Origin of the sequence: Lysobacter firmicutimachus (assembly GCF_037027445.1) — a bacterium.
Taxonomy (GTDB): domain Bacteria; phylum Pseudomonadota; class Gammaproteobacteria; order Xanthomonadales; family Xanthomonadaceae; genus Lysobacter; species Lysobacter firmicutimachus.
The window spans coordinates 1844532-1868240 of record NZ_JBANDL010000002.1 but is presented as its reverse complement, the minus strand read 5'-3'; the positions used below and the strand labels follow the sequence as shown (position 1 = coordinate 1868240).

Here is a 23709-nt window from a genome sequence, read left to right as displayed (position 1 = left end):
GCTTCGCCGTCGCCGCGCACGACGCAGAGGCCTGTAGCCGATGGCGGAGCTTTTTTGGATCTCGGCCGGGGTGTTCCTGTGCGTGGCCATCGTGCCGGTCGTGTACAGCGCGCGCGCGGCCGGTGCGCAGCGCGGCAGTGTATGGATCGCTGCGCTGGCGTTGGCCTTGCAGCAGGCCCTGGTCGAGGCAGCCGGCGCCTGCATCGCCCCCGATTGGCTGGGGCTGGCCATCGGCTTTGTCGGCACGTGCCTGCTCTACCGGTGGCTGTTCGGCATCACCTTCGGCAAAAGCCTGATCGTTGGCATGCTCGGCAGCGCGATTCTCTGGGTCGTCATACTGCTGTTTGCGATCACCGCCGGCCTCGGCTGACCGAAGCGAGAGCGCCCCACCGCGGCGGGGCGCTCCTGCCGCGACGCCGTCAGCCGCGAACCAGACTCAGCCCGTACTGGCTCAGGATCGGATTGAGGCGCTCGAACAGGCTGCTGCGCTGCGAGGCCGGGATGCCGCAGTTGTTGCCGTTGGCCTGGACGTTGCCGCCGGACATCACGCCCTGCGCCTGGCCGGCGCTGGTGATCCAGGAGCCGCCCGAATCGCCGCGGCCCATGCAGGCATTGCCCTGGGTCAGGCCGTAGACCGCGCCCTGGGCGTAGTTGGCGGTGACGTTCTTGGCGGTGATGGTGCCGCAGCGATAGCCGGTGGTACGGCCGGAGCGGCACACCGCCGCGCCGATCGCCGCCTCGGTGCTGCCGCGCACGATCACGTTGCCGCCGCTGTAGTTGCTGACCCACGGCTGCAGGGTATTGCCGCTGCCGACGCTGACCCAGGCGCGGTCGTTGCCCGGGAACCGCGAGGCGGCGAAGGAGCCGACCTGGGCGCCGCCGATGCGCACGATCGCGCCGGCCGAGCCGCAGTGGCCGGCGGTGACGAAGCCCTTGGTCGAGCTGCGGGTGACCGAAAAGCCGACCGAGCACAGCGAGGCGTTGTTGATCGAGTACTCGATGCCGCCGACGATCGTCGCCGCCGTCTGCAGCGTGCCGGGCGTTTCCTCGATCCGCACCGAACCGCTGTCGGCGCCGCTGAGGGCGACGAAGTCGATGCCGCGGTCCAGCGCGCCCTGGTCGACCTTCACCACCACCGAATTGCTGACCGGATCGACGTACCAGCTCTGCACGCCGGTCAGCGGCTTGCTGATGCCTTTGATGCGGGCGCGCGAACTGGCGTCGAGCAGGTCCATCGACTGCTGCAGCTGCTTGAGGCTGTGGCGAACGTTGCGTACTTCCACGCCGCCGATCGACGACGACTTGCGCGCGCCCGCGCTGGCGGCGACCAGCTTGAAGCTGCCGTCGGCATTGCGTTCGATCCAGCTGCCGGCGTAAGCGCTGCCGAACTCGCGTTCGATCGCGCGGCCCTGGCTCTGGGCCAAGCGCTCGGTCGCCAGATACTGGGCGTACTGGCCCGGGAAGATGCCCAGGTCGCGCTGCATCGCGAACTTCAACTGCGCATCGACCGTATCGCCGGCGACGGCGGCGCCCGATGCGAACGTGGCCGCTGCGGCGAGCGCGACACAGGCTGACAGCGAGATTTTGCGGGCGGACTGGCGGGAAATCGAAACGGACATGTGGGAAAGCTCCTTGGGATGGGGAACTGACATGACTCGGATGAGGCCGCAGCGGCCTCGCGGCGCCGTCGCCGGGACGGCGGCCCGTCGTCGAATCCCGGGTAGTTCGTGGCGTCGTAGCGGACGGACAACGGGAGCGCTCAGCTAAGTGGATCGCATGCCGCCGCGGCAAGGCGCCGCTGCGAGGGCGCATCACACGCTGATCCCGAAGCGCGTCACAACTACGGCACGCGCATGCCGTCGCAACGACGATGCGCCGGCGCATCCTTGCGCTGCAGCATAGGTTGCGTACAGCGAGCTGAAGAATTGCGCGAAAAGCGCGCAAACCGATGCGCTCCATGCGCAGCGGCGGCGATCGGTCGAGCGCCGGCGCGCGAGCCGCCGGACGGTCGTCGCCGATGGCCCGATCGGACGCATCGGCTCAGCCCCATGCACGTCGAGGTTCGCGCCGAGATCGAATGCTCAGAGTCGTAGCCGCGATTCGACATCCGCGCCGGGAACGCAATCGGCGCGATCGCGCGACCGCACCGCCAGCACCGCGGCGGCAGCGCGACTCACTGCGTGCGATAGCGCTCGCCGATCCACCAGGCCACGAACGCGCACAGCGCAAGCAGACCCGCGCCGCGGCTCAGCAACATGAAGGCCAGAGAAAAATCCGAACCGTGCGCCGGCGGCGGCACCGCGGCCAGAGCGATCAAGGCCAGGGCCTGGGTTTTACGAGGACCACGCATGGCGACCTCCTGCGGCGGCGTCCACGGCCGCCTCACCCAAACTTACACCCATCCGGCGCACGATACGGCCAATCTCCGCGCTCGGGGCGACGACCGGTCGTCCGCGCCATTCAGATGCCGTCCGCGATGACCCGCTACCGCAATCTTTCCGGCGACTCCGGCGTACGCGGCTACCGGATCGAGCCGCAGGCGATCGCGGTCGAGTTCGCCGACGGCTCGCAGTACCTGTACACGGCGGCCAGCGCCGGCGCCGAGGTCATCGAACGGATGCAGGCGCTGGCATCGGCCGGACGCGGCCTGGCCACCTACATCAACCGACATGCGCACGATGCGTATGCGCAAAAATGCACGTGAACGAACCGGATCGAGCGCGCCGAATCGAGCGCCTCGCGGCGAACCGGTGTGCGGCATTTGAGGTGAAGCTCAATCCCAGGCGTTGGCGACGAGCGCCGCCGCGCAAGCGATCAAGGCCGCCTCGCAGACCGACCAGCAACAGCTCGATGGCGCGGCGCAGCGACAGCGGGCGACGCCATGCGCGATGATCCAACCACCCCAGCAGCAAGGCCAGCGCCGACAGGCCGATGCTGAGCAGCGCCGACAGCGCGATCGCGGCGAACATGCCCATGCCGCAGACGCCGCCGGGATGTTGTTCCGCCCAGACCCGGAGCTGATGGCTCTGATAGGCGAACAGCGCCGCCGGCAGCGCCACCGACGCGGCGCCGAGCCCCCACGAGGCGGTGCGCAAGCCGCTGCGTCGCGCCCGTTCCGGCGTCGCGCTCATTCGCCGCCCGCGCGCAGCAAAGCCCGTTCGAAACTCTCGTCGCTGTGCAGGCTGCCGTAGATCTGGCCGCGGCCGCCGCCGAGCCGGCTGGCGCAGAACGCGCCGGCCAAGGGGCTGCCGCTGCGCAATAGATAGGCCGCCTGCAGGCTCAGCGCCAGGCGTTCGGTCCACAATCGCGCCTGCGCTTCGCAGATCGCCGTGCGCCCGCTCAAGGCCTCGCGCAGCGGCGTCGAATACGCATCGAAATCCGCATCGCGTCCGGCCGCGGCGTCCAGCTCGGCCAGCAGCGCCTGTGCGGCCTGCGGCTCGCGGCCCAGCGCGCGCAGCACATCCAGGCATTGGATGTTGCCGCTGCCCTCCCAGATCGAGTTCAACGGCGCCTGCCGATACAGGCGCGGCAGCAGCGATTCTTCAACATAGCCGGCGCCGCCGAGGCATTCCTGGGCTTCGTTGACGAAGGCCGGCGCACGCTTGCAGATCCAGTACTTGCCGATGGCGGTGGCGATGCGCGCGAATGCGGCCTGGACCGGGTCGTCGCCGGCGCGGTCGACCGCGCCGGCGACGCGGATCGCGAAGCGGGTCGCCGCCTCCGATTCGATCGTCAGGTCGGCGAGCACGTTGCGCATCAGCGCGTGCTCGATCAAACGCTTGCCGAAGCTGCGCCGATGCCGCGCGTGGTGCAGCGCCTGCGCCAGCGCCATGCGCATCTGCGCGGCCGAGCCGAGCATGCAGTCCAGCCGGGTCAGCATCACCATCTCGATGATGGTCGCCACGCCGCGCCCTTCTTCGCCGATGCGCTGCGCCCAGGCGCCCTGGAACTCGACTTCCGACGACGCATTGGACCAGTCGCCGAGCTTGTCCTTGAGCCGCATCAACCGCAACGCGTTCTTGCCTCCGTGCGGATGCCAACGCGGCATCAGGAAACAGCTCAGGCCGGCCGGCGCATGCGCCAGGACCAGGAACGCGTCCGACATCGGCGCTGAGAAGAACCACTTGTGCCCGACCAACTCGTACTCGTCGCCCGCCAGCGGCCGCGCCACGGTCTGGTTGGCGCGCACGTCCGAGCCGCCCTGCTTCTCGGTCATGCCCATGCCCAGGGTCAGGCCCGGCTTGTCGGCGGCGGCGACGTCGCGACCGTCGTAGGCCGGCGTCGCCGCCTTGCGCGCCCATTCGGCCAAGGCCGGCGCGTGCCGCAGCACCGGCACCGCGGCATGGGTCATGGTCAGCGGACAACTGGTGCCCGGCTCGACCTGGTGATGCAGATAGCTCAGCGCCGCGCGCGCCACGTGCGCGCCGGGCCCGGGCCGATGCCAGGACAGCCCGGCCACGCCGTGCTCGATCGCCGCGCCGATGATGGCGTGATAACTGGGGTGGAACTCGACCAGGTCGATGCGCTGGCCGCCGGCGTCGTACTGGCGCAGGCGCGGCTTGTCGCGGTGCGCGTCGAAGCTGAGCCGGTACAACTCGTCGCCGGCCAGCGCGCCGTAGCGCGCCAGGGCCTGCGCATGCGCGTCGCCGCCCTCGGCCGCGACCGCTTCGCGCAAGGCCGCGTCCTCGCGCCACAGATCGCGCGGCGCGAACGCCGGCGGCTGGTTCTCGACCCGATGGGTGGCGAACGGCGGCAATGCTTCCTTCACTGCGCTACTCCTTTGGGCGGGGATTCGGGATTCGGGAATCGGGAATCGGGAATCGGGAATCGGGAATCGGGAATCGGAGCTTAGAGGCTCGGGGGAGAGCCCAAGCTCAGTATCGCGCTGGTGCGGTAAGTCGGCGCGAAGCCGGCTGGGGCCGCCGTCGTCTTTGCCGTCGCCGTTGCGATTTCCCCCGTTGCAAGGGTGCCAAAAGGGATTCGCTTTCCCCCGGGACGCGAATCGCGCAAAAAGAAAGGCCCCGCTACGCGGGGCCTTGGAAACTGTCCGATGCGATCGGTCAGGCGCGGACTGGCCGCGAGCGACGCGATCAGGCCGCCGGAGTAACCTCGGAAGCTTGGGCGCCCTTCGGGCCCTGGGTCAGCTGGTAGCTGACGCGCTGGCCTTCCTGCAGGCTGCGAAAGCCCTTGGCGTTGATCGCGGAGAAGTGCACGAATACATCCGCGCTACCGTCTTCGGGCGAGATGAAACCGAAGCCCTTGGCGTCGTTGAACCACTTCACGGTGCCGTACTGCATATCCTTATTGACCTCATGCTGGATGCGTTGACGTGCGTCGCCGGCGAGTGTGCCTGAAGACGCAAGGCGAGTATGCAAACTGCGCCCATGGAAGACAACGGCTCAACGTGACGGCATCGGCCACGTATTTGCGCAACCGAACCGGCCAGGTCGGCGCCGGTTCGAATCCGCGCATCGCGGTTTATGCGAAACCGATCACTGATCCAACACGGCGCCCAGCAAGGCCGGCAGCCCGGCCGAGGCCGCGGCGACGTTGTCGAGCACGTCCTGCAGGGTGATGACTTCGTCCGGGTCCGGACCGGCGCCGGCCGCCCAGTTGGCGACGATCGCCAGACAGGCGTAGTCCAGGCCCAGTTCGCGCGCCAGCCCGGCCTCGGGCATGCCGGTCATGCCGACCAGATCGCACCCGTCGCGACGCATGCGCAGGATCTCGGCGCGCGTTTCCAGGCGCGGCCCCTGGGTCGCGCCGTAGCAGCCGCCGTCGACCAGGGCCACGCTCGCCTGCGCCGCCGCGGCGAGCACCGCCGCGCGCAGGCTGCGCGTGTACGGCTCGCCGAAGTCCACGTGCAGCACTTCGCTGCCGGGCTCTTCGCAGATCGTCGAGATGCGGCCCCAGGTGTAATCGATCAGTTGATCCGGACAAGCCAGTACGCGCGGGCCGAACCGTTCGGTGATGCCTCCGACCGTATTGAGCGCCAACACCCGGCGCGCGCCGATCGCCTGCAGCGCGGCCAGATTGGCGCGGTAGTTGATCTGGTGCGGCGGCAGCGAATGGCCTTCGCCGTGACGGGCCAGGAAGGCGATCCGGCGACCGCCGAGCGTGCCGACCCGGATCGGGCCGGACGGCGCGCCGTAACGCGTCTCGGGCTGCTGCGACTGCACATCTTGCAGCTCGGCCAGGCGGTACAGGCCGGTGCCGCCGATCACGGCCAGATCGATTGCGGGCGCGCTCATCTCAATCCTTCAATGCGTAGATCGCGGGCAGGTTGCGGCCCTGCTCGTAGAAATCCATGCCGTAGCCGAACACGTAGCGGTCCGGCACTTCCACTCCGACGTAGTCGGCGCGCAGGCCGTCGACGCAGCGGTCGTGGCGCTTCACCGCCAGCGCGGCGATGCGGACCTCGGCAGCGCCCTGTTCGCGGCACCAGTCGCGGATGCCGAGCAAGGTGTGGCCCTCGTCGACGATGTCGTCGACCAGCAGCACCCGGCGGCCGCGCAGCGGCGTCGCCGGTCGATGCTTCCAGACCAGGTCCGCGCCGGTGGTCTGGCCGCGGTAACGGGTCGCGTGCAGGTAGTCGAACTCCAGATCCAGGCCGCGCTGGCCCAGCTCCATCGCCAGCTGCGCGGCGAACGGCAGACCGCCGTGCATGATGGTCAGGTACACCGGGCGGGCGCCGGCGTAATCGTTGCGGATCGCTACCGCCATGCGCGCGATCTCGCGCTCCAGGCTGCGGCGGTCGTGGATCAGATCGGCATCGGCGAGCGCCGCGGCCAGGTCGTGCGAAGTCATCAGGCCAATCCTTCCAGACGTTGGCGGGTGGGTGCATAAGCGGCGTCGGCGATCAGGCCGTCCCAGCCCAGCGCGCCGCGGCCGATCAGTCCGATCAGCGCGGCGGTATTGAGCCGGCGGCCGGCGACCGCGGCCAGGGATTCCTCGACCAGTTGCGGGTGGCAGACCAGGACCACGTCGCAGCCGGCGTCCAAGTGCGCGTCGATCCGCGCCTTGACACCACCGACCGAGAACGCCGCGGCCATGCCGATGTCGTCGCTGAATACCACGCCGCGGAAACCGAGCCCGCCCTGTGCGCGGTCGCCGCGCAGGATCTCTTCGATCCAGCGCCGCGAGTAACCGGCCGGTTCCGGCGCGACCGCCGGATAGGACACGTGCGCCATCATCACCGCGTCGGCCTGGGCCTCGATGCCGGCGACGAAGGGAATCAGGTCGGTGGCGCGCAACTCGTCGAGCGTGCGCGGATCGGCGGCCTGGTCGAAATGGGTGTCGGCCAGCACCGAGCCGTGGCCGGGAAAATGCTTGAGCGTGGCGGCCATGCCGCGTCCGTGCATGCCGCGGATGTAGGCGCGGGTGAACTCGGCCACGATCTGCGGATCGGCATCGAAGGCGCGGTTGCCGATCGCCAGGTTGCCGCGGCCCAGGTCGACCACCGGCGCGAAGCTCAGGTCGACGCCGCTGGCCTGGACTTCGGCCGCCATCAACCCGGCGTGCTCCTCGGCCAGGCGCAGCGCGGCGTCGCGGTCCTCGGCGTAGAGCTTGCCGAATACCTCCAGCGGCGGCAGCGCGCTGTAGCCCTCGCGGAAACGCTGCACCCGCCCGCCTTCCTGGTCGACGCAGATCAGCTGCGGCCGCGGCGCGGCCTCGCGGATCGCCGCCGAGAGCTCGGTCACCTGCGCGCGCGAGGCGAAGTTGCGGCTGAACAGGATCACGCCGGCGCAGGCGTCGTGCTGCAGCCAGTCGCGCTCCTGCGCGGTGAGTTCGGTACCGGCGACGCCGATCACGAGCATGCGGAACTCCTGGGAAAAGTCAGCGCCGGACGCGCTGGCGCCATTGTCTCGCAGATGCCGCGGCGGGCGCACCCTGCCCGGCCGGCGGATTCAGCCGGCGCCGTCGCGTTCGGCCTGGGTCCAGGCCGCATACGGCCGGGTCGCCAGGGCCAGGTTGTAGTAGCGCTGCGCGTCGGTGACCTCGGCGCCGGCCCAGTCGGGACGCTCGAACGGCGCGTCGGCGCGCTCCAGCTCGATTTCCGCCACCACCAGCCCGGCGTTGTCGCCGAGGAACTCGTCGACCTCCCACAGCCGGCCGGCGTGCTCGACGTAGTGCCGGCGCTTATCGACCAGCCCGCCGACGCACAGCGCCAGCAGCGCGCGCGCGTCCGCGACCGGGATCGGGTAGTCGAATTCCTGCCGGGTGTGGCCGAGTTCGCGCGATTTCAGATTCAGATAAGCCTCGTCGCCGGCGATGCGCACCCGCACCGAGGCTTTCATCGCGCTGCGCCCGGCGCCGGGCTCCATCGCGTCGAGGTCGTTGAGATAACCCTGCGCCATCGGCACAACTTTGTGCGCGGCGGCGCGCCAGCCGTCGCCGACGACGAGGAATTTGCGTTCGATTTCGATGCCCATGCGCCATTATGGCCGAGTGCGGCGAACGAATGCGCACGTAGAATGCGCGCTCCCGACGCAGCGCCGTTTCCAGCAAGGACGCCATGCCCGCCCTGCCCTTTCCGCCGCGGCATCGCGCTGCCCGGCTGAGTCTGCCGCTGTTGTGCCTGGCGTGGCCGCTGCTGGCCGCCGCCGCGCCGCCCCCATCGACGCCCCCATCGACGCCCGCATCGCCGCCGGCAGCGCCCACGCTCGACCAGGCCATCGCCGCGCAGCGCGCAGCGCTCGCCGCCGAATCGCCGGCGGCCACGCCGATGGGCCAGGCGCTGGTCGAATCGATCCGGCTCAGCGAGCTGCGCCTCTGCGGCCCGCTGCGCGAGGATCGGGTCGATTGCATCGTACGGCTCGAATCGGGCCTGGGCGGCGCCTACCAGACCTACCGTTTCCAACGGCGTGACGGCGCCTGGATCCTGCTGCCGCTGGCCGATCTGGCGCCGCCGGCGCCGAGCCGGACGCAGGCGCAGGCGCTGCTGCGCGCGGACCTGTTGCTGCGCGCCCCGCGCCTGGACGATACCGAGCAACGCGGTCGCTACGAGCGGGCCGCGGCGAGCCTGATCGTGTCGGCGCTGGAAGGCTGCGAACTGGACCGCGACGAAGGGCGGGTTTCCTGCGATGTCGGCATGCGCCTGCCCGAAGGCGACGACCAGGCCACGCTGCGCTTCGTGCCGCAAGCCGACGGCACCTGGCGCCTGGATCCGCCGCGCTGAGCGCCGCCCAGCGCAAGCGCGAGCCGCACCTCAGCGCGGCTCGAACATCGCGATCGATTCCACGTGTGCGGTGTGCGGGAACATGTCCATGACCCCGGCCGCGCGCAGCTTCCAGCCCTTCTCGCGCACCAGATAGCCGGCGTCGCGCGCCAGCGAAGCCGGATGGCAGCTGACGTAGACGATGCGCTTGAACTGTTTCAGCGGCAGCTGGGTGAGCACGAAGTCGGCGCCCGAGCGCGGCGGATCCAGCAGCAGGCGGTCGAAGCCTTCGCGCATCCACGGTTCGGCGCTGAGGTCTTTACCGAGATCGGCGGCGTAGAACTGGGCGTTGCCCAGACCGTTGTGCGCGGCATTGTCGCGCGCGCGCTGGACCAGCCCGGCCTCGCCCTCGACCCCGACCACTTCGCGCACCGTGCGCGCCAGCGGCAAAGTGAAATTGCCCAGGCCGGCGAACAGGTCGAGCACGCGATCCTCGGCCTGCGGTTCGAGCAGGTCGATCGCGTGCTGGATCATGCGCCCGTTGAGCGCGGCGTTGACCTGGATGAAGTCCAGTGGCCGGAACTTCAGTTCCAGCTGCCACTGGGGCAGCGAGAACGACAACTGCGGATCGGCCGGCCACAGCGGATGCACGCTGTCCACGCCGCCCGGCTGCAGGAACACCGCGAACGCGTGCTCGCGGGCGAAACCGACAATGGCCTGGCGGTCGGCCTCCGACAGCGGCGCCAGATGGCGGAAAGTCAGCGCCATGCCGCCGTGATCGCTTTGCGGGTCGCCGCCGATGAACTCCACCTGCGGAATCTCGCGCCGCGCCTGCAGCCCGTCGATCAGCGTCGCCAGGGCCTCGATCTTGTCGCCGATCTGCGGGATCACCGTGTCGCAGCGGCGGATGTCGGCGACGAAACGCGGATCGGTCTCGCGGAAACCGACCAGGGTCTTGTCCTTCTTCTCGACCCGGCGCACCGAGAACCGGCCCTTGCGCCGATAGCCCCAGGCCGAATCGGTCAGCGCCGGCAGCACGCGCTCGGGCGTCACGTGTCCGATGCGTTCGAAGTTTTCCAGCAGCACCCGCTGCTTGGCCAGGATCTGCTGGTCCTCCGACAGATGCTGCAGCGCGCAGCCGCCGCAGGTGCCGAAATGCGCGCAACGCGGCGCGACCCGGTCGGCCGAAGCCTCCAGCACTTCCAGCGTCACCGCCTCGTCGAAATGGCGCGAACGCGCGGTCTGCTTGGCCATGACCCGTTCGCCCGGCAGCGCGCCGGCCACGAACACGGCCTTGCCGTCGGGACGCCGGGCAACGCCACGGCCGTCGTGCGTGAGGCCGGCGATGGCGACCTCGAAAGGAGTTTGATCGATGCGGGCCACAGCTGCTGGCAGGAATCAAATGGCCGGCCATTGTTGCATTTTCGCGTACTCGGAGTCGCGTCGGGGTCGGCCGGGATTGGCGATTGGGGATTGGCAAAAGCGAAAGGCCCGCCGAAGCGGGCCTTTCACGTCGCAAGCAGGGCTTCAACCGATCCCGAATCCCGAATCCCGAATTTCGGCTTTAAGCCAATCCCGAATCCCTAATGCCGAATCCCGGCTCCAAACCAATCCCGAATCCCCAATCCCGGCTATTTCTGCTTCCAACCGCCGCCCGCATCCTGATACCACCAGCCGCCCTTGGCGCTTTCGATCCACTGCCGGGCGAACACCTGGCGGATCTGGCCTTCCCACTCGGGGTGCCCGTTGGCGACGGCGATCTCGCGGTAGACCGCGGCCGAATCGCGGCCCTGGTCGGCCACCGCCTGGTTGACCGCGACCCGGTCGCCGAGCGGGATCTTGCCGGCGTCGCGCACGCTGACGGTGCCGTTGTTGGTGAAGCCCAGGGCGCCGGAATCGAAGTGGGCGCGCAGCTGGCTGTCGAAGCGCGAGGCCATGCGCGACTGGATCGCCTGGATCGCCGGGGTCTTGATCGAGATGTCCGGCGACTGCGCGTAGGCGCTGCCGATGCCGACCAGGGACAGCCAGTCGATGCGCGCCGCGAGCCGGCTGACGTCGCTGGCCGAGGCCTGCGGCCGCACCGCGCCGAGTCCGCCGCCGGGCTTGGCCGGCTCGGGTAGCGGCGCCGTCGCCGGGGCCTGGTCGCCGATCACCTTCTCGACGAATTCCTTGGCCGCTTCCTTGGCCTCGGCGGCCGGGAAATAGACGTTGATGGTCACGCAGGCCGTCAACATCACGGCGGCGACCGGTACTCCCATCCAACGGCGCATGATCGGTTTCCTTTTCGTGGGCGCGCGTCCTGCGCGAGGCCCCGCGCATCCGGACGCGGGCTGAACGATTCGGCGCCTATTGAACCACGGCGCCGTTGAACGGCGGGATACGCGACCCGCGGCCGCGCGCCCATCACCGCGCCGGCGGTCACTGCACCACCGGCTTGAGCTCGCCCTTGCTGACCGCCTCCAGGCGTTCGAGCAGGGTCGGCCAGTCGACCCGGCGGTTGTAGCCGACCACGTCCAGATGCGGCAACCCGGCGCCCTGCACGATCAGGAAGCCGCTGTTCTTGGCCGGCCCCAGCCCGCCCATGTGGCAGACCTCCTCGGCGAGGCGACAGGAAATGCCGATGCGGGCATAGCCGAAGTCGTCGAAGAAACCGATCAGGCGGTCCTGCAGGCTGCCGACGAAGGACGAGTCGCCGACGCTGGACAGGTCCTGCACCGCGCGTTGGCTGATCCGCTGGCGCACGCCGGGGGTCTTGCGCGTGTGCAATTCGGCGTCGAACGCGACCGGCTGCCAGTCGACCAGACGCAGCCGGTCGATGCGGCCGAACAGGCGGCCGGTGATGCTGCCGAAGCCGAATACGCCGGTCAGCGATTCCAGGTCCAGGTTTTCCAGCGCCAGGTCCGAACTCAGGGTCGGCGCGACCCCGAACGGCCGCTCCATCGCCAGCGACGACACCGCCACCGTGCCGCCGAACAATTGCATGCTCAGCCCGCCATCGAGCTCGAGCCGGTCGTCGGCGTAATGCGCCTGCGGCAGGCGGCCGCTGAGTTCGCCGGTGAACGCCGGTCCGTCCAGGGCCTTGGCCAGGCGGCCGATATCGAGCCGGTCCAGGGTCAGGCCGAAGCGCAGGTCCAGGCCGCGTCCGCCGGCCGGCGGGCGCAGGCGCAGGCCGTCGATGCCGACCTGGCCGCCCAGCATGGGGAAGCCGATCGCGCGGCGCAGGCGCAACTCGCCATGATCGCTGGAGAACGGCAATCGGGTCGGGCCGAACTCGAGTCCGTACAGCGCCCCGCCCGACCAGGCCAGTTCGCTGTCGACCGGATCGGCGTCGGAATAGCGCAACTCGCCGTCCAGGCCCTCGAAGCGGAACCGGCCCTGCGGGTCGTTCATGCGCACCGCGCCCAACCGTGCCTGCGCCTGTTGCAGTTCGCCGTCGCGCAGCCGCAGCCGCGCCTGGGCGACGCCGCCGAGTTCCAGTTGCGACAAACCGGCCAGAGCGAGGAAACCGGAAAGGTACGCATCGCGCACCGGCGCCAGGTCCTCGCTGCGCAGTTGCAGGTCGAGCGCGGCCAGGCCGGCGTCGGCCCCCAGCGCGGCACTGCCCTCGGCCTGAAGCAGGCGGCCGTCGCGCCATCGCCACTGCGGCAAGCGCCAGCCGGACTCGCCGGCGCCGCGCTCGGCCTCGACGCGCAATTCCACCGGCCGCTGCTGCAACGCCAGGTAGGCATTGCCGAACAACAGTTCGCCGCCCTGCAGGCCGCCGTCGATCGCGAAACGCTGGCCGGCGCCGATCGCGCTGTCCAGGTTCAGATGAGCGCCGAGGCGCTCGGCCGCGACCGAACCGTCGGGGGTGTCGAAGGCGCCGCCGGCCAGCCGCAACGGCCCGGCGATGCGCAGCGGCCCGCGTTCGGGCGCGGCGATGTCGAGCCGGCCGTCCAGAGTGCCGGCCTTGATCCGCCCCTCCGGCCACGCCTGGGCCAGCAGGGCCTGAGTCCAGGCCAAGGGCACCCGGCTCAGATCGATCCGGGTCAGGTCGGGGCTGGCCGCATCGCGGCGCAGGGTGAGCACACTGTCGCCGCGGCTCAGCCGTGCGTCGGTGCTGGCCACGCCCAGGTCCAGGGCCAGGTGCAAGGCCGGCCCGCGGCCGCTGCGCAGCTCGCCGGCGCAGGCCCAGCCGCCGCGCCCGTCGCGGCGCAAAGGGCAGCGCCAGTTCAAATCGCGGTAGCGATAGCCCAGCTCCGGCGCTTCGACCCGCGCGGCGTGCAGTTGCAGGTCGCCCTGTCCGGCGCCCTCCGGCCACGACAGCCGCACCGTCACGCCATCGAGCTGGGCCACCGCCGTATGCACGCGTTCGATCCGCGCGGTCAGTGTGCGCGCCTGCACATCGGCCGCTGCGATCCCGGCCAGGGGCAGCGACAAACCGATCAGGAGGCGTAACATGGCCCTCAGCATGGACGCAGGATAGCGGGCGAAAGCGAACCGGCAATGAAGAATTCCCCAGTTCCACGCGTGCTGCTGGTCGAGGACGACCCCACCAGCCGCGCCTTTCTCACCGCCGCGGTCGAGGCGATACCGGCCGAAGTCGACGGCGCCGACAGCCTAGCCGCCGCGCTCGCGCTGGGCGACGCGCAGGACTATCAGCTGTGGCTGTTCGACGCCAACCTGCCCGACGGCAGCGGCAGCGAGTTGCTCGCGCGCCTGCGCCGGCGCCATCCGCGCACGATCGCGGTCGCGCACACCGCCACCGGCGAAAGCGACGTGCGCGAACGGCTGATCGCTTCGGGCTTCAGCGAAGTGCTGGTCAAGCCGCTGCCTGCGGCCGCGGTGCGCGCCGCGATCCGGCGCCTGTTGGCCCTGCCCGGGCAAGAGTGCGCCGAGGCGCCGGCCACCGCCGCGAGCGCCGCGCCGGTGTGGGACGACGACAGCGCGGCGCGTGCGCTCAACGGCAATCGCACCCATATCGCCACCTTGCGAGGTCTGTTCCTGCAGGAGCTGCCCAATGCGCGCCATGCGATCGAAAGCGCTCACCGGCTCGGCAATGTGGACGCGGTGCGCGCCGAGCTGCACAAGTTGCGCGCCAGCTGCGGTTTTGTCGGCGCCCTGAGGCTCGCCCAGGCGGTGCAGGAACTGCAGGCGCAGCCCGATTCGGCCGCCGCGCTGACGCGCCTGGCCGCCGCCGCCGCCGACACCGTGCAGGCGGCCGGCTGAGCCGGCGCTAATCCTGCGCCGCGTCCGGCTCCCGCCCGGGCCGGCTGCGCACCCGCGACAGCTCCGCCATCATTTCCCAGGATTTCAGCCCGCGTGGGCCGAGGTGGTGGGTCAGTACCGCGCGCAGCGCCTGGCGCAGGCCCGGCAGATCCGACGACTCCGGCGCGAGGTCGCAGGCCAGCGCCAGCAGCGCGCGCCCGGTCGCGGCGGCGCTGCGCTCGCCGTGGCCGCGGTCGCTGAGCAGACGGCGCGGCCCCTGCTCGGGATCGAGCCGGTAACGCGCGGCCGGATCGATCGGCGTGCCGTCGGCATCGACGCTCCAGTCGAACCCCGACCCCAGCGCTTCGAGCAGGTCGCGTTCGAACCGGCGCAGGGTCCAGGCCAGCCCCTCGCCCGGCAGACGCGCGCGGGTGCGGCCGTAAAGCGCGTACAACTCCGGGAACGGATCGTGCCGCGGCACCAGCCGCAACAGCAATTCGTTGACGTAGAAACCGGCCAGCGCCGCATCGCCGTCCAGGCGCGGCGCCGCATCCAGCGCCTCGGCCGCGGTCAGGCGCGCCAACTCGCCGCGCAACAGCGCATCCACGCGGATGTGCTGGAACGGCTGCAAAGCCGCGCGCAACACCTGCCGCTTCGGCCCCTGCACGCCGCGCGCGACCAAGCCGACCCGCCCGTGCTGCTCGCTCAACACCTCCACCAACAAGCTGGTCTCGCGCCAGGGGCGCGTATGCAGCACGTAGGCGGGTTCGGCGATCAGATGCATATGGTGCCGGGATTGGGGATTCGGGATTGGGGATTCGGAAGTGCGATACGCGGTGCTGTGAACCTACACAGCGAGGACGGACTTGCTTCGACCAATCCCTAATCCCTAATCCTTAATCCCAACCTCACTCATACCCCAACTGGCGCAGCGCCGCCTCGTCGTCGGACCAGCCTTCGCGTACGCGGACCCAGGTCTCCAGGAACACCTTGGAACCGAACAGGCGCTCCATCTGCACTCGGGCCTTGGCGCCGATTTCGCGCAGGCGGGCGCCGCCTTTGCCGATCACGATCGCCTTCTGGCCGTCGCGTTCGACCCAGATCACCGCGCCGATGCGCAGCATCGCGCCGTCGACGGCGAAGCGCTCGATCTCGACCGTGGTCGCGTACGGCAGCTCTTCGCCGAGCTGGCGCATCAGCTGCTCGCGCACCATCTCGCCGGCGAGGAAGCGCTGGCTCTTGTCGGTGATCTCGTCCTCGCCATACAGCGCTTCCTGTTCCGGCAGCAGCGCCAGCACGCTCTTGACCAGCGCCTCCAGGCCCTTGTTCTTCAGCGCCGACACCGGGTGCACGCTGGCGAAATCGCGGCCCTCGCTGACCTTGGCCAAGTACGGCAGCAGGGCGGCCTTGTCGGCGATGCGGTCGACCTGGTTCACCACCAGCACCACCGGCAGGCCGGCACCGCGCAATGCGTCGAACGCCAGGGTGTCCTCGTCGTCCCACTGGCCGGCGCGCACCACCAGCAAGGCCGCATCCACCCCTTCCAGCGAGCCGCGCGCGGCGCGGTTCATCATCCGGTTCATGGCCCGCTTCTGCTCGCGGTGAATACCGGGCGTGTCGACCAGCAGCAACTGGCCCTCGGGGAAGGTGGCGATGCCGAGCAGGCGATGGCGGGTGGTCTGCGGCCGCGGCGAGACGATGCTGACCTTGGCCCCGACCAGGGCATTGACCAGGGTGGATTTGCCGACGTTGGGACGGCCGATGACGGCGACGTGGCCGGCGCGATGGGAAGAAGAAGTCATACGCGAATTGTCCCCCCGGGCGGCGGTGGGGGCAATGGAGCGGGGATTGGGGATTCGGGATTGGCAAAAAGCGTAAAGCCGCCCGGAGGCGGCTTTAGCGAATTCCGAATCCCGAATCCCCGCTGTTACAAATCCCCAATCCCCGCTCAATCGGCCTTCAACCGCCGCAGCACCTCGTCCGCCGCCAATTGCTCGGCGGCGCGGCGGGAGCCGGCTTCGCCTTCGGCGCTCAACGGCGGCTGGCTCAAGGTGCAACTGACCCGGAAGGTCTTGGCGTGGTCCTCGCCGCTTTCCGACAGCAGGGCGTACACAGGCAGGGGTTTTTGCCGACCTTGCAGCCATTCCTGCAGGCGGGTCTTGGCATCCTTGCCGACCTTGTGCGCGGGCGGCAGGGCCTCCATCGCCGGCACGAACCAGGGCAGGACCCGGGCGCGGCAGGCTTCGAAACCGGCGTCGAGGTAGATCGCCGCGACCACGGCCTCCAGCGCGTCGGCCAGAATCGAATCGCGGCGGTGGCCGCCGGACTTCATTTCGCCCGGCCCCAGGGTCAGGCGGGCGCCCAATTCCAAGGCGCGCGCGATCGGCGCCAGCGCCGATTCGCGCACCAGTTCGGCGCGGGCGCGCGTCAACGCGCCCTCGTCGGCTTGCGGCCAACGCTGGTACAGCGCTTCGGCCACGATCAGATTGACCAGCGCATCGCCGAGAAACTCCAGGCGTTCGTTATGCGGCGCCCCGGCGCTGCGATGAGTCAGGGCTTGCTGCAGCAACGCCGGGTCGGCGAAGCGATGGCCGATCGGATCAGTCACCTTCTTTCGAGGTCAGCTGCTGGACCGCCTTGAAACGGCCGACCACATCGAGGTTGGCGATCAGCGGACGCCGCACTTCGTAGGCCACGGTGATTTCCATGCCCCGGTCGTTGCGCACGATCTTGAAGTTTTCCTGCTTCACGCTGTCGACATAGCTCATGTCCATGCGGCGGAAGAACAGGTCGCGCGCCCTGGCGCCGTCCATGTGTCCGGCGCCCGGCTCCTGGGCCAGGTCGGACAGCGAACGCTTGACCGAATAGAACTCCGAATACATCGGCACCAGCTTCATGCCCATGTAGGCGAACACGCCGACCACCGCCAACACGATGATGAACCCCAGCAGGGTCATACCGCCTTGATTACGCTTCATACCTCGATCCCCTTCGATCAACCGGTTGGTCCAACCCACCACGTCCCCACCGCAACGGCTCGCGCCGTTACGGAATGCTGCTGCCGATGCGCGAGAAGTCCACGCCCCCGTCCAAGTTCATCCAGATCAGGAACGCCTTGCCGCGCAGGTTCTGCTCCGGCAGATAGCCCCAGTATCGGCTGTCCTCGCTGTTGTCGCGATTGTCGCCCATCACAAAATACTGCCCCTCGGGCACCTCCCATTCGCCCTCGCCCTGATCCAGCAGCGGCGACTCGGTGCGCAGGAGGATATTGTGCATGTGCTTGCCGACCTGCTCGCGCAGTTCCTGCGCGCCGGTCATTTCCACGCCGTTGCCGCGGCCCTGGTAGACCCCGACCGGCGCGTAGGCGATCGGTTCGCCGTTCACGGTCAGGCGGCCGTCGCGATAGACGATCTTGTCGCCGGGCAAGCCGATCACGCGCTTGATCCAGTCCTGCTCGGGATGATGCGGCGGCCGGAACACCACCACGTCGCCGCGCTCGGGTTCGCCCATCGCCAGCACCTTGTGGTTGGTGATCGGCAGGCGCAGGCCGTAGGTGAACTTGTTGACCAGGATGAAATCGCCGGTCAGCAGGGTCGGCATCATCGAGTTGGACGGGATCCGGAACGGCTCGGCGATGAAGCTGCGCAGGATCAGGACCACGAACAGCACCGGGAAGAACGCCTTGGAGTAGTCGACGACCACCGGCTCCTTGCCGTCGTCCAGCAGGCCCTCGTTCGCGGCCCGGCGCTTGGCCAGCACCAGCTTGTCCAGCAGCCAGACCAGTCCGGTGAAGATCGTCAGCGACACCAGGGCGATTTCGAACCAACGCATGCAGTTGTCCTTTTAAAGCCGGGATTCGAGATTCGGAATTTGGGATTGGTTAAAGCGGGAGCCGGGAATTGACCGGGAACTCGGGGGCGGGTTCGGTTCGAATCCGAGACCGCTCGCTGCGACCGCATCTCAGCCGCCCGGGCGCCTCTTGCTTCCCAATCCCCAATCCCAAATCGCCAATCCGCGCTTACTTGTTGTCGACCGTCAGCACAGCCAGGAACGCTTCCTGCGGAATCTCGACCCGACCGACCTGCTTCATCCGCTTCTTGCCTTCTTTCTGCTTTTCCAACAGCTTCTTCTTGCGAGTGATGTCGCCACCATAGCACTTGGCCAACACGTTCTTGCGCATCGCCTTGACCGTGCTGCGGGCGATGATCTGCGAGCCGATCGCGGCCTGGATCGCGACGTCGAACATCTGCCGAGGAATCAGGTCCTTCATCCGTTCGCACAGGTCGCGACCGCGCCGGTCGGCGTGGCTGCGGTGGCAGATGATGCTCAACGCATCGACCTTGTCTCCATTGATCAACGTATCCACGCGCACGAACGGGCCGCCCTGGAAGCGCAGGAAGTGGTAGTCCAGCGAGGCATAGCCGCGGCTGACCGACTTGAGCTTGTCGAAGAAGTCCAGCACCACCTCGGCCATCGGCAGCTCGTAGCTGATCTGCACCTGGCTGGCCATGTAGGTGATGCCGATCTGCACGCCGCGCTTTTCCTCGCACAGCTTGATCACGTTGCCGATGTAGTCGGGCGGGGTGAGGATGTTGGCGCGGATCACCGGCTCGCGGATCTCCTCGACCATGTTCACCGGCGGCAGCTTGGCCGGGTTGTCCATCGGGATCACGCTGCCGTCGGTCTTGAGCACCTCGTAGATCACCGTCGGCGCGGTGCTGATCAGGTTGAGGTCGTACTCGCGCTCCAGGCGCTCCTGCACGATCTCCATGTGCAGCATGCCGAGGAAGCCGCAGCGGAAGCCGAAGCCCATCGCCTCGGAGCTTTCCGGCTCGAAACGCAGCGCGGCGTCGTTGAGGCGCAGTTTCTCCAGCGCCTCGCGCAGCGCCGGGTAGTCCTCGGCGTCGACCGGGAACAGGCCGGCGAACACGCGCGGCTGCATTTCCTGGAAGCCCGGCAGCGGACCCGGCGCGGGATCGGAGGCCAGGGTCAGGGTGTCGCCGACCGGCGCGCCGTGCACGTCCTTGATCGAGGCGGTGATCCAGCCCACCTCGCCGGCGCCGAGCTTGGGCAGCTCCTTGCGCTTGGGGGTGAACACGCCGACCTTGTCGACCTGATGGGTGCGCCCGGTCGACATCACCAGGATCTTGCTGCCCGGTCCGATTTCGCCCTGCATGACCCGCACCAGCGAGACCACGCCGAGGTAGTTGTCGAACCAGGAGTCGATGATCAGCGCCTGCAGCTTGTCGGTGTCGCGCGGCTTCGGCGGCGGGATGCGATGCACGATCGCCTCCAGCACCAGCTCGACGTTGAGGCCGGTCTTGGCGCTGATCGCGACCGCGTCCTCGGCGTCGATGCCGATCACGGCCTCGATTTCGGTCTTGGCGCGCTCGATGTCGGCGGTCGGCAGGTCGATCTTGTTGAGCACCGGCACCACTTCCAGGCCCTGCTCGACCGCGGTGTAGCAGTTGGCGACCGACTGGGCCTCGACGCCCTGGGCGGCGTCGACCACCAGCAGCGCGCCCTCGCAGGCGGCCAGCGAGCGGCTGACTTCGTAGGAGAAGTCGACGTGGCCGGGGGTGTCGATGAAGTTCAGCTGGTAGACCTTGCCGTCCTTGGCCTTGTACGGCAGGGACACGGACTGGGCCTTGATGGTGATGCCGCGCTCGCGCTCGATCGGGTTCGAGTCGAGCACCTGGGCTTCCATTTCGCGCGCTTCGAGGCCGCCGCACAGCTGGATGATGCGGTCGGCGAGCGTCGACTTGCCGTGGTCGACGTGGGCGATGATCGAAAAGTTTCGGATCTGTTGCATGCGAGGCGACGCGGAGCTCGCCGGTTCCATGAGAGTTAACGGGGGATTATCGCATAGCCCCCGGCCCGCCGCGGCCGGGCGGCGGGCCGAACCGTGCGCACGACCACGCCGGCGCCCGCCGTGGGGCGGGCGCCGAGTCTGGCCGGAACCGGTCGCCGCCGGTGTCCGAGCCAGCCGACCGGCCCCCTTGGCTACGCGAGGGGCCGGCACGCCGCCGGCCTGGGTTACTTGCCCTGCCCGGCCTGGACCGCGATGAACTGGGTGGCGCTGCCACGGCGGACCAGCAGCATCGCCGTCTGGCCCGGACGGGTCCCGGCCAGGGCCCGCTCCAGCGCCGCGGCGCTGCCGACTGCGGTGCGGCCGACCGAGAGGATCACGTCGCCGGGACGGACCCCGGCCTCGGCGGCGGCCGGGCCCGGATCGCGCACCGCCACGCCCTCGCCGGCCTTCAGGCCCAGGCGCTGGCGCGCGGCCGGGTCGAGGTCCTGGGCGGCGATGCCCAGGGCGTTGCCGCCGCTGCGCGACGGTGCGGCATCGCTGCCGTTGCCCGACGCATCGTTGGCCGCCAGCGCGCCGTCGCCGTTCAACTCGTTGACCGCCACGGTCAGCTCGACCGTCTTGCCGTCGCGGAACACGCCGACCCGCGCCTTGCTGCCCGGCGCCAGGTTGCCGATCAGCGGCGGCAGGTCGCTGGACTCGTACACCGCGGTGCCGTTGACCGAGCGCACCACGTCGCCCGGCACCAGCCCGGCCTTGTCCGCCGGACCGCCGTCCAGGACCTGCGCGATCAGGGCGCCGTTGCTGTCGGGCAGGCCCAGCGCGGCGGCCTTGGTCGCATCCAGCGGCTGCACCACCACGCCGAGCTGGCCGCGGCTGACCTTGCCCTTGGCCCGCAACTGCTCGGCCGAGTTCATCGCCACGTCGATCGGGATCGCGAAGCTGACCCCCATGTAGCCGCCGGAATTGGAGAAGATCTGCGAATTGATCCCGACCACCTCGCCGCCGGTGTTGAGCAGCGGGCCGCCGGAATTGCCCTGGTTGATCGCCACGTCGGTCTGGATGAACGGCACATAGCGCTGATCAGCATAGGGATTGCTGCGTCCGACCGCGCTGACGATGCCGGCGGTGACCGAGTGGTCGAGGCCGAACGGCGAGCCGATCGCGACCACCCACTGCCCGGCCTTGGTGTGGCCGGCCTGGGCGGCGCGCAGGAACGGCAGCCCCTTGGCCTCGATCTTGAGCAGGGCGACGTCGGACTGCTCGTCGCTGCCGATCACCTTGGCCTTGAACTCGCGCCGGTCGGTCAGCTTGACCGTGACCGTGTCGGCGCCGTCGACCACATGATGGTTGGTCAGCACGTAGCCGTCCTGCGAGATCAGGAAACCGCTGCCGATCGAACGCCCGCCGCCACGCGGCTGGCGCGGCCCCTGGCCGCCCGGGCCGGGGAAGTCGGGGCCGAAAAAGCGGCGGAAGAACTCGGGGATCTGTTCCTCATCGGGCATGCCGCCGCGGGCGACCCGCTTGGGCGTGCTCTCGGCGCTGATGTTGACCACCGCCGGGCCGACCCGTTGCACCAGGGCGGTGAAATCCGGCAGGCCGGCCACGATCGGCGCGGCCGGGGTCGCCGCCGGCGGCGGCGCGATCGGGGCGGTCGGCGCCTGCGCCGTGCACGCCGCCGGCAAGGCGACGGCGATCGCGCCGATCAGGGCCAGGGAATGCAGGGGACGGCCACGCGTGCGGCCGGCGGCCGCGGCGCGGTTCGACGACAGGCGGAGCATCGGGAAGCGGGTCATGAAGCGGCCTCGTGACGATGGTTGAGGGTCGGAACGCGGACAACAGGGGGCCGTCGCGCGGCACGGCCGCGCAGGCGACGATGGGGATGCTTCGGAAACGGACCCGGCCGGCCGGATGGGCCGACCGCCGGGCCCGGACTCAGGGCTGCGGCGACCGCTCCGGAGCCGGCGCACGGACGCGCGGCTCATCGGTCGCGGCGGCGGGCTCGAACGGATAGAACGAAGGCGACAACGAACCGCTGCTGCCGTAGCTCGCGGTGTAACCGTGGTCGGCCGGGAAGTTCGGCAACACCGCGCGCGGCCACGGTCGCGCCGCTGGCGTTTCGTTCTGCGGCGGGTGGAACGGGTTGCGAGCGGCATCGGCCGGCAGCGGCGAGGCGCCGCCGATCGCGGCGACCTGCACCGGCGCTTCGGCCTGGCGCCCGGCCGATGCGCGCAGCGCGGCGCGCTGGCTCTGGCCGCGCGAGCGGCGTTCGTTCAGCCGCCGCGGCAGCTCGGCCACGGCGACCGCGGTCGCGGCGGCGCCGCCGGCCAGGACCGAAGCGTCGCCCGAGGTCGCCGCCGGCACGCCGCTCGCGGTGGCGGCCGGGTCGGCGGCGGCCGGGGTCGCAGGCTGCGGCTGGGCGGCGGCCAGGGCCGGAACCGTCACCTGCACCGGGTCGGCGCTGCCGCCAGCGGCGTCGTCGGAGAACGGCCGCGCCACGAACAAGGCCGCGACCGCGACCGAAGCGGCCAGCGCAGCGCCGCCGAACCAGCCGCGGCGGCTGCGCGGACGCTCGCGGATCGCATCGGCCGGAGCGGCGCTCTCGCGCGAACGCTGGATCGCGGCGTCGGCCGCGATCGCGGCCGCGACCCGGTCGGCGAAATCGGCCGGCGCCACGCCCTGGGCGCGGCCGCGCAGCACGTCGCCGCACAATTGCCAGCGGCCGCAGGCCTGGCGCCATTGCGCGTCGTGGCCGAGCCGCTTGAGCGCGAAGCGCGCGGCGTCGCCGTCGAGCTCGCCATCGAACAAGGCGCTCAGGTTCTCGCGATCATCGCCATGGATAGTGTTCGACATCATCAGTGCGCGCGCTCCCGGGTGTCCTGATTGTCCAGCAAGGGCCGAAGTTCGGTGTCGATCGCCTCGCGGGCGCGGAAGATCCGCGACCGCACCGTGCCGATCGGGCACCCCATCTTCTGCGCGATCTCGTCGTAGCTCAGGCCGTCGACCTCGCGCATGGTGATGGCGGCCCGCAGTTCCTCCGGCAGCGACTCGACCACCCGCATCACGGTGCGTTCGATCTCCTGCCGCAGCAGTTCGTGTTCCGGCGTATCGGTATCGCGCAGGCGGATGCCGGCGTCGTACTGCTCGGCGTCGCCGGCGTCGATGTCGTCGGTCGGCGGCCGGCGGTTCTGCGCTACCAGGTAGTTTTTGGCGGTATTCACGGCGATACGGTGCAACCACGTATAGAACTGGGCGTCGCCGCGGAAATTCGCCATCGCGCGGTAGGCGCGGATGAAGGTTTCCTGGGCCACGTCCTGGCATTCGCTCCAGTCGGGGATGTAGCGCCCGATCAGCGCGGTGATCCGATGCTGGTACTTGCGCACCAAGGCATCGAAGGCCGCACTGTCGCCGCGCTGGACACGCCTGACCAGCTCCTGGTCCAACTCATTCTCGGCCATACCGCGCCGGCACTCCTGTCAGCTCGGCCATGGCCGAACAATGGGACAACCCTGTCGGGGAAAAAGTTCAATCGCCGGATCAATGGGGTCGGCGGCGA

At 69.7% G+C, this 23709-nt stretch carries 25 protein-coding genes; 4 read left to right on the top strand and 21 right to left on the bottom strand.

Features of this window, described 5'->3' with window-relative positions:
- The first annotated feature begins 40 nt into the window (after positions 1 to 40).
- Complete coding sequence (locus V2J18_RS08245) at positions 41 to 370, top strand: hypothetical protein (RefSeq protein ID WP_064748706.1); 330 nt, start codon at positions 41 to 43, stop codon at positions 368 to 370.
- Positions 371 to 419: 49 nt separating this feature from the next.
- On the opposite strand, the gene V2J18_RS08240 is transcribed toward V2J18_RS08245, so the two are convergent.
- A complete protein-coding gene (locus V2J18_RS08240) occupies positions 420 to 1619 on the bottom strand; it encodes a S1 family peptidase (protein ID WP_336131525.1) in 1200 nt (399 codons plus the stop codon).
- Positions 1620 to 2173: 554 nt separating this feature from the next.
- Positions 2174 to 2350 (bottom strand): hypothetical protein, encoded by a 177-nt coding sequence (locus V2J18_RS08235; RefSeq protein WP_336131524.1) that lies wholly within the window; start codon positions 2348 to 2350, stop codon positions 2174 to 2176.
- A 126-nt stretch (positions 2351 to 2476) separates the two neighbouring features.
- Between V2J18_RS08235 and V2J18_RS08230 the strand changes: the two genes are divergently transcribed.
- Positions 2477 to 2704, top strand: coding sequence for a hypothetical protein (locus tag V2J18_RS08230; RefSeq protein ID WP_336131523.1), 228 nt, complete (start codon positions 2477 to 2479; stop codon positions 2702 to 2704).
- Here the strand turns inward: V2J18_RS08230 and V2J18_RS08225 are convergent.
- The 7 genes from V2J18_RS08225 to V2J18_RS08195 form a co-directional block, all read right to left on the bottom strand.
- Positions 2661 to 3131, bottom strand: a complete 471-nt coding sequence (locus V2J18_RS08225; protein ID WP_336131522.1) for a hypothetical protein — start codon at positions 3129 to 3131, stop codon at positions 2661 to 2663. The genes V2J18_RS08230 and V2J18_RS08225 overlap by 44 nt on opposite strands.
- Complete coding sequence (locus V2J18_RS08220; protein WP_336131521.1) at positions 3128 to 4768, bottom strand: acyl-CoA dehydrogenase family protein; 1641 nt, start codon at positions 4766 to 4768, stop codon at positions 3128 to 3130. Before V2J18_RS08220 ends, V2J18_RS08225 begins: the two co-directional genes overlap by 4 nt.
- Before the next feature lie 322 nt (positions 4769 to 5090).
- Positions 5091 to 5297 (bottom strand): cold-shock protein, encoded by a 207-nt coding sequence (locus tag V2J18_RS08215; protein ID WP_064748709.1) that lies wholly within the window; start codon positions 5295 to 5297, stop codon positions 5091 to 5093.
- Positions 5298 to 5492: 195 nt separating this feature from the next.
- On the bottom strand, positions 5493 to 6251 hold the full coding sequence (locus tag V2J18_RS08210; protein ID WP_336131520.1) for an S-methyl-5'-thioinosine phosphorylase: 759 nt from the start codon (positions 6249 to 6251) through the stop codon (positions 5493 to 5495).
- Position 6252: 1 nt separating this feature from the next.
- Positions 6253 to 6807, bottom strand: coding sequence for a hypoxanthine-guanine phosphoribosyltransferase (locus V2J18_RS08205; RefSeq protein ID WP_064748711.1), 555 nt, complete (start codon positions 6805 to 6807; stop codon positions 6253 to 6255).
- Positions 6807 to 7817 carry a beta-N-acetylhexosaminidase gene (gene nagZ, locus V2J18_RS08200; protein WP_336131519.1) on the bottom strand — a complete coding sequence of 337 codons (1011 nt, stop codon included), beginning with the start codon at positions 7815 to 7817 and terminating at the stop codon, positions 6807 to 6809. The genes V2J18_RS08205 and nagZ overlap by 1 nt, the downstream gene beginning before the upstream one ends.
- A gap of 90 nt (positions 7818 to 7907) precedes the next feature.
- Positions 7908 to 8432 carry a CYTH domain-containing protein gene (locus V2J18_RS08195; protein WP_336131518.1) on the bottom strand — a complete coding sequence of 175 codons (525 nt, stop codon included), beginning with the start codon at positions 8430 to 8432 and terminating at the stop codon, positions 7908 to 7910.
- An 83-nt stretch (positions 8433 to 8515) separates the two neighbouring features.
- Here V2J18_RS08195 and V2J18_RS08190 point away from each other — a divergent pair, with 83 nt between their 5' ends.
- Positions 8516 to 9178, top strand: a complete 663-nt coding sequence (locus V2J18_RS08190) for a hypothetical protein (RefSeq protein WP_336131517.1) — start codon at positions 8516 to 8518, stop codon at positions 9176 to 9178.
- Between the two features lie 30 nt (positions 9179 to 9208).
- On the opposite strand, the gene rlmD is transcribed toward V2J18_RS08190, so the two are convergent.
- The 3 genes from rlmD to V2J18_RS08175 form a co-directional block, all read right to left on the bottom strand.
- Entirely contained in the window at positions 9209 to 10552 is a 1344-nt protein-coding gene (gene rlmD / locus V2J18_RS08185; protein WP_064748715.1) for a 23S rRNA (uracil(1939)-C(5))-methyltransferase RlmD, read from the bottom strand.
- A 236-nt stretch (positions 10553 to 10788) separates the two neighbouring features.
- On the bottom strand, positions 10789 to 11427 hold the full coding sequence (locus V2J18_RS08180) for a YdbL family probable chaperone protein (protein ID WP_336131516.1): 639 nt from the start codon (positions 11425 to 11427) through the stop codon (positions 10789 to 10791).
- Between the two features lie 148 nt (positions 11428 to 11575).
- Complete coding sequence (locus V2J18_RS08175; protein ID WP_336131515.1) at positions 11576 to 13597, bottom strand: intermembrane phospholipid transport YdbH family protein; 2022 nt, start codon at positions 13595 to 13597, stop codon at positions 11576 to 11578.
- Positions 13598 to 13642: 45 nt separating this feature from the next.
- Here V2J18_RS08175 and V2J18_RS08170 point away from each other — a divergent pair, with 45 nt between their 5' ends.
- Positions 13643 to 14365 carry a response regulator gene (locus V2J18_RS08170; RefSeq protein WP_336131514.1) on the top strand — a complete coding sequence of 241 codons (723 nt, stop codon included), beginning with the start codon at positions 13643 to 13645 and terminating at the stop codon, positions 14363 to 14365.
- A 7-nt stretch (positions 14366 to 14372) separates the two neighbouring features.
- Here the strand turns inward: V2J18_RS08170 and recO are convergent, their stop codons facing one another.
- The 9 genes from recO to rpoE form a co-directional block, all read right to left on the bottom strand.
- The gene (gene recO / locus V2J18_RS08165) at positions 14373 to 15128 is read right to left on the bottom strand and encodes a DNA repair protein RecO (RefSeq protein ID WP_336131513.1); all 756 of its coding nucleotides are present in this window, start codon (positions 15126 to 15128) and stop codon (positions 14373 to 14375) included.
- A 124-nt stretch (positions 15129 to 15252) separates the two neighbouring features.
- Positions 15253 to 16146 (bottom strand): GTPase Era, encoded by an 894-nt coding sequence (era, locus tag V2J18_RS08160; protein WP_064748720.1) that lies wholly within the window; start codon positions 16144 to 16146, stop codon positions 15253 to 15255.
- Between the two features lie 146 nt (positions 16147 to 16292).
- Entirely contained in the window at positions 16293 to 16952 is a 660-nt protein-coding gene (gene rnc / locus V2J18_RS08155) for a ribonuclease III (protein ID WP_064748721.1), read from the bottom strand.
- A complete protein-coding gene (locus tag V2J18_RS08150) occupies positions 16945 to 17322 on the bottom strand; it encodes a DUF4845 domain-containing protein (protein WP_064748722.1) in 378 nt (125 codons plus the stop codon). Before V2J18_RS08150 ends, rnc begins: the two co-directional genes overlap by 8 nt.
- A 67-nt stretch (positions 17323 to 17389) precedes the next feature.
- Positions 17390 to 18175, bottom strand: a complete 786-nt coding sequence (gene lepB, locus V2J18_RS08145) for a signal peptidase I (protein WP_064748723.1) — start codon at positions 18173 to 18175, stop codon at positions 17390 to 17392.
- 187 nt (positions 18176 to 18362) lie between these two features.
- Positions 18363 to 20156, bottom strand: a complete 1794-nt coding sequence (lepA, locus tag V2J18_RS08140; protein WP_064748735.1) for a translation elongation factor 4 — start codon at positions 20154 to 20156, stop codon at positions 18363 to 18365.
- Between the two features lie 224 nt (positions 20157 to 20380).
- The gene (locus tag V2J18_RS08135; protein ID WP_261370147.1) at positions 20381 to 21949 is read right to left on the bottom strand and encodes a DegQ family serine endoprotease; all 1569 of its coding nucleotides are present in this window, start codon (positions 21947 to 21949) and stop codon (positions 20381 to 20383) included.
- Between the two features lie 139 nt (positions 21950 to 22088).
- Positions 22089 to 23009, bottom strand: a complete 921-nt coding sequence (locus tag V2J18_RS08130) for an RseA family anti-sigma factor (RefSeq protein ID WP_064748724.1) — start codon at positions 23007 to 23009, stop codon at positions 22089 to 22091.
- Positions 23009 to 23611, bottom strand: a complete 603-nt coding sequence (gene rpoE, locus V2J18_RS08125) for an RNA polymerase sigma factor RpoE (protein WP_064748725.1) — start codon at positions 23609 to 23611, stop codon at positions 23009 to 23011. Before rpoE ends, V2J18_RS08130 begins: the two co-directional genes overlap by 1 nt.
- Between the last annotated feature and the right edge of the window lie 98 nt (positions 23612 to 23709).

Coding starts and splice junctions, on each gene's coding strand:
- V2J18_RS08190 (WP_336131517.1), top strand. CDS start 8,516: ATGCCCGCCCTGCCCTTTCCGCCGCGGCATCGCGCTGCCCGGCTGAGT.
- V2J18_RS08175 (WP_336131515.1), bottom strand. CDS start 13,597: ATGTTACGCCTCCTGATCGGTTTGTCGCTGCCCCTGGCCGGGATCGCA.
- V2J18_RS08170 (WP_336131514.1), top strand. CDS start 13,643: ATGAAGAATTCCCCAGTTCCACGCGTGCTGCTGGTCGAGGACGACCCC.
- nagZ (WP_336131519.1), bottom strand. CDS start 7,817: ATGCTCGTGATCGGCGTCGCCGGTACCGAACTCACCGCGCAGGAGCGC.
- V2J18_RS08130 (WP_064748724.1), bottom strand. CDS start 23,009: ATGATGTCGAACACTATCCATGGCGATGATCGCGAGAACCTGAGCGCC.
- V2J18_RS08195 (WP_336131518.1), bottom strand. CDS start 8,432: ATGGGCATCGAAATCGAACGCAAATTCCTCGTCGTCGGCGACGGCTGG.
- lepA (WP_064748735.1), bottom strand. CDS start 20,156: ATGCAACAGATCCGAAACTTTTCGATCATCGCCCACGTCGACCACGGC.
- era (WP_064748720.1), bottom strand. CDS start 16,146: ATGACTTCTTCTTCCCATCGCGCCGGCCACGTCGCCGTCATCGGCCGT.
- V2J18_RS08210 (WP_336131520.1), bottom strand. CDS start 6,251: ATGAGCGCGCCCGCAATCGATCTGGCCGTGATCGGCGGCACCGGCCTG.
- V2J18_RS08245 (WP_064748706.1), top strand. CDS start 41: ATGGCGGAGCTTTTTTGGATCTCGGCCGGGGTGTTCCTGTGCGTGGCC.
- V2J18_RS08205 (WP_064748711.1), bottom strand. CDS start 6,807: ATGACTTCGCACGACCTGGCCGCGGCGCTCGCCGATGCCGATCTGATC.
- lepB (WP_064748723.1), bottom strand. CDS start 18,175: ATGCGTTGGTTCGAAATCGCCCTGGTGTCGCTGACGATCTTCACCGGA.
- V2J18_RS08180 (WP_336131516.1), bottom strand. CDS start 11,427: ATGCGCCGTTGGATGGGAGTACCGGTCGCCGCCGTGATGTTGACGGCC.
- V2J18_RS08135 (WP_261370147.1), bottom strand. CDS start 21,949: ATGACCCGCTTCCCGATGCTCCGCCTGTCGTCGAACCGCGCCGCGGCC.
- V2J18_RS08230 (WP_336131523.1), top strand. CDS start 2,477: ATGACCCGCTACCGCAATCTTTCCGGCGACTCCGGCGTACGCGGCTAC.
- V2J18_RS08215 (WP_064748709.1), bottom strand. CDS start 5,297: ATGCAGTACGGCACCGTGAAGTGGTTCAACGACGCCAAGGGCTTCGGT.
- rpoE (WP_064748725.1), bottom strand. CDS start 23,611: ATGGCCGAGAATGAGTTGGACCAGGAGCTGGTCAGGCGTGTCCAGCGC.
- recO (WP_336131513.1), bottom strand. CDS start 15,128: ATGCATCTGATCGCCGAACCCGCCTACGTGCTGCATACGCGCCCCTGG.
- V2J18_RS08240 (WP_336131525.1), bottom strand. CDS start 1,619: ATGTCCGTTTCGATTTCCCGCCAGTCCGCCCGCAAAATCTCGCTGTCA.
- V2J18_RS08235 (WP_336131524.1), bottom strand. CDS start 2,350: ATGCGTGGTCCTCGTAAAACCCAGGCCCTGGCCTTGATCGCTCTGGCC.
- V2J18_RS08225 (WP_336131522.1), bottom strand. CDS start 3,131: ATGAGCGCGACGCCGGAACGGGCGCGACGCAGCGGCTTGCGCACCGCC.
- V2J18_RS08150 (WP_064748722.1), bottom strand. CDS start 17,322: ATGAAGCGTAATCAAGGCGGTATGACCCTGCTGGGGTTCATCATCGTG.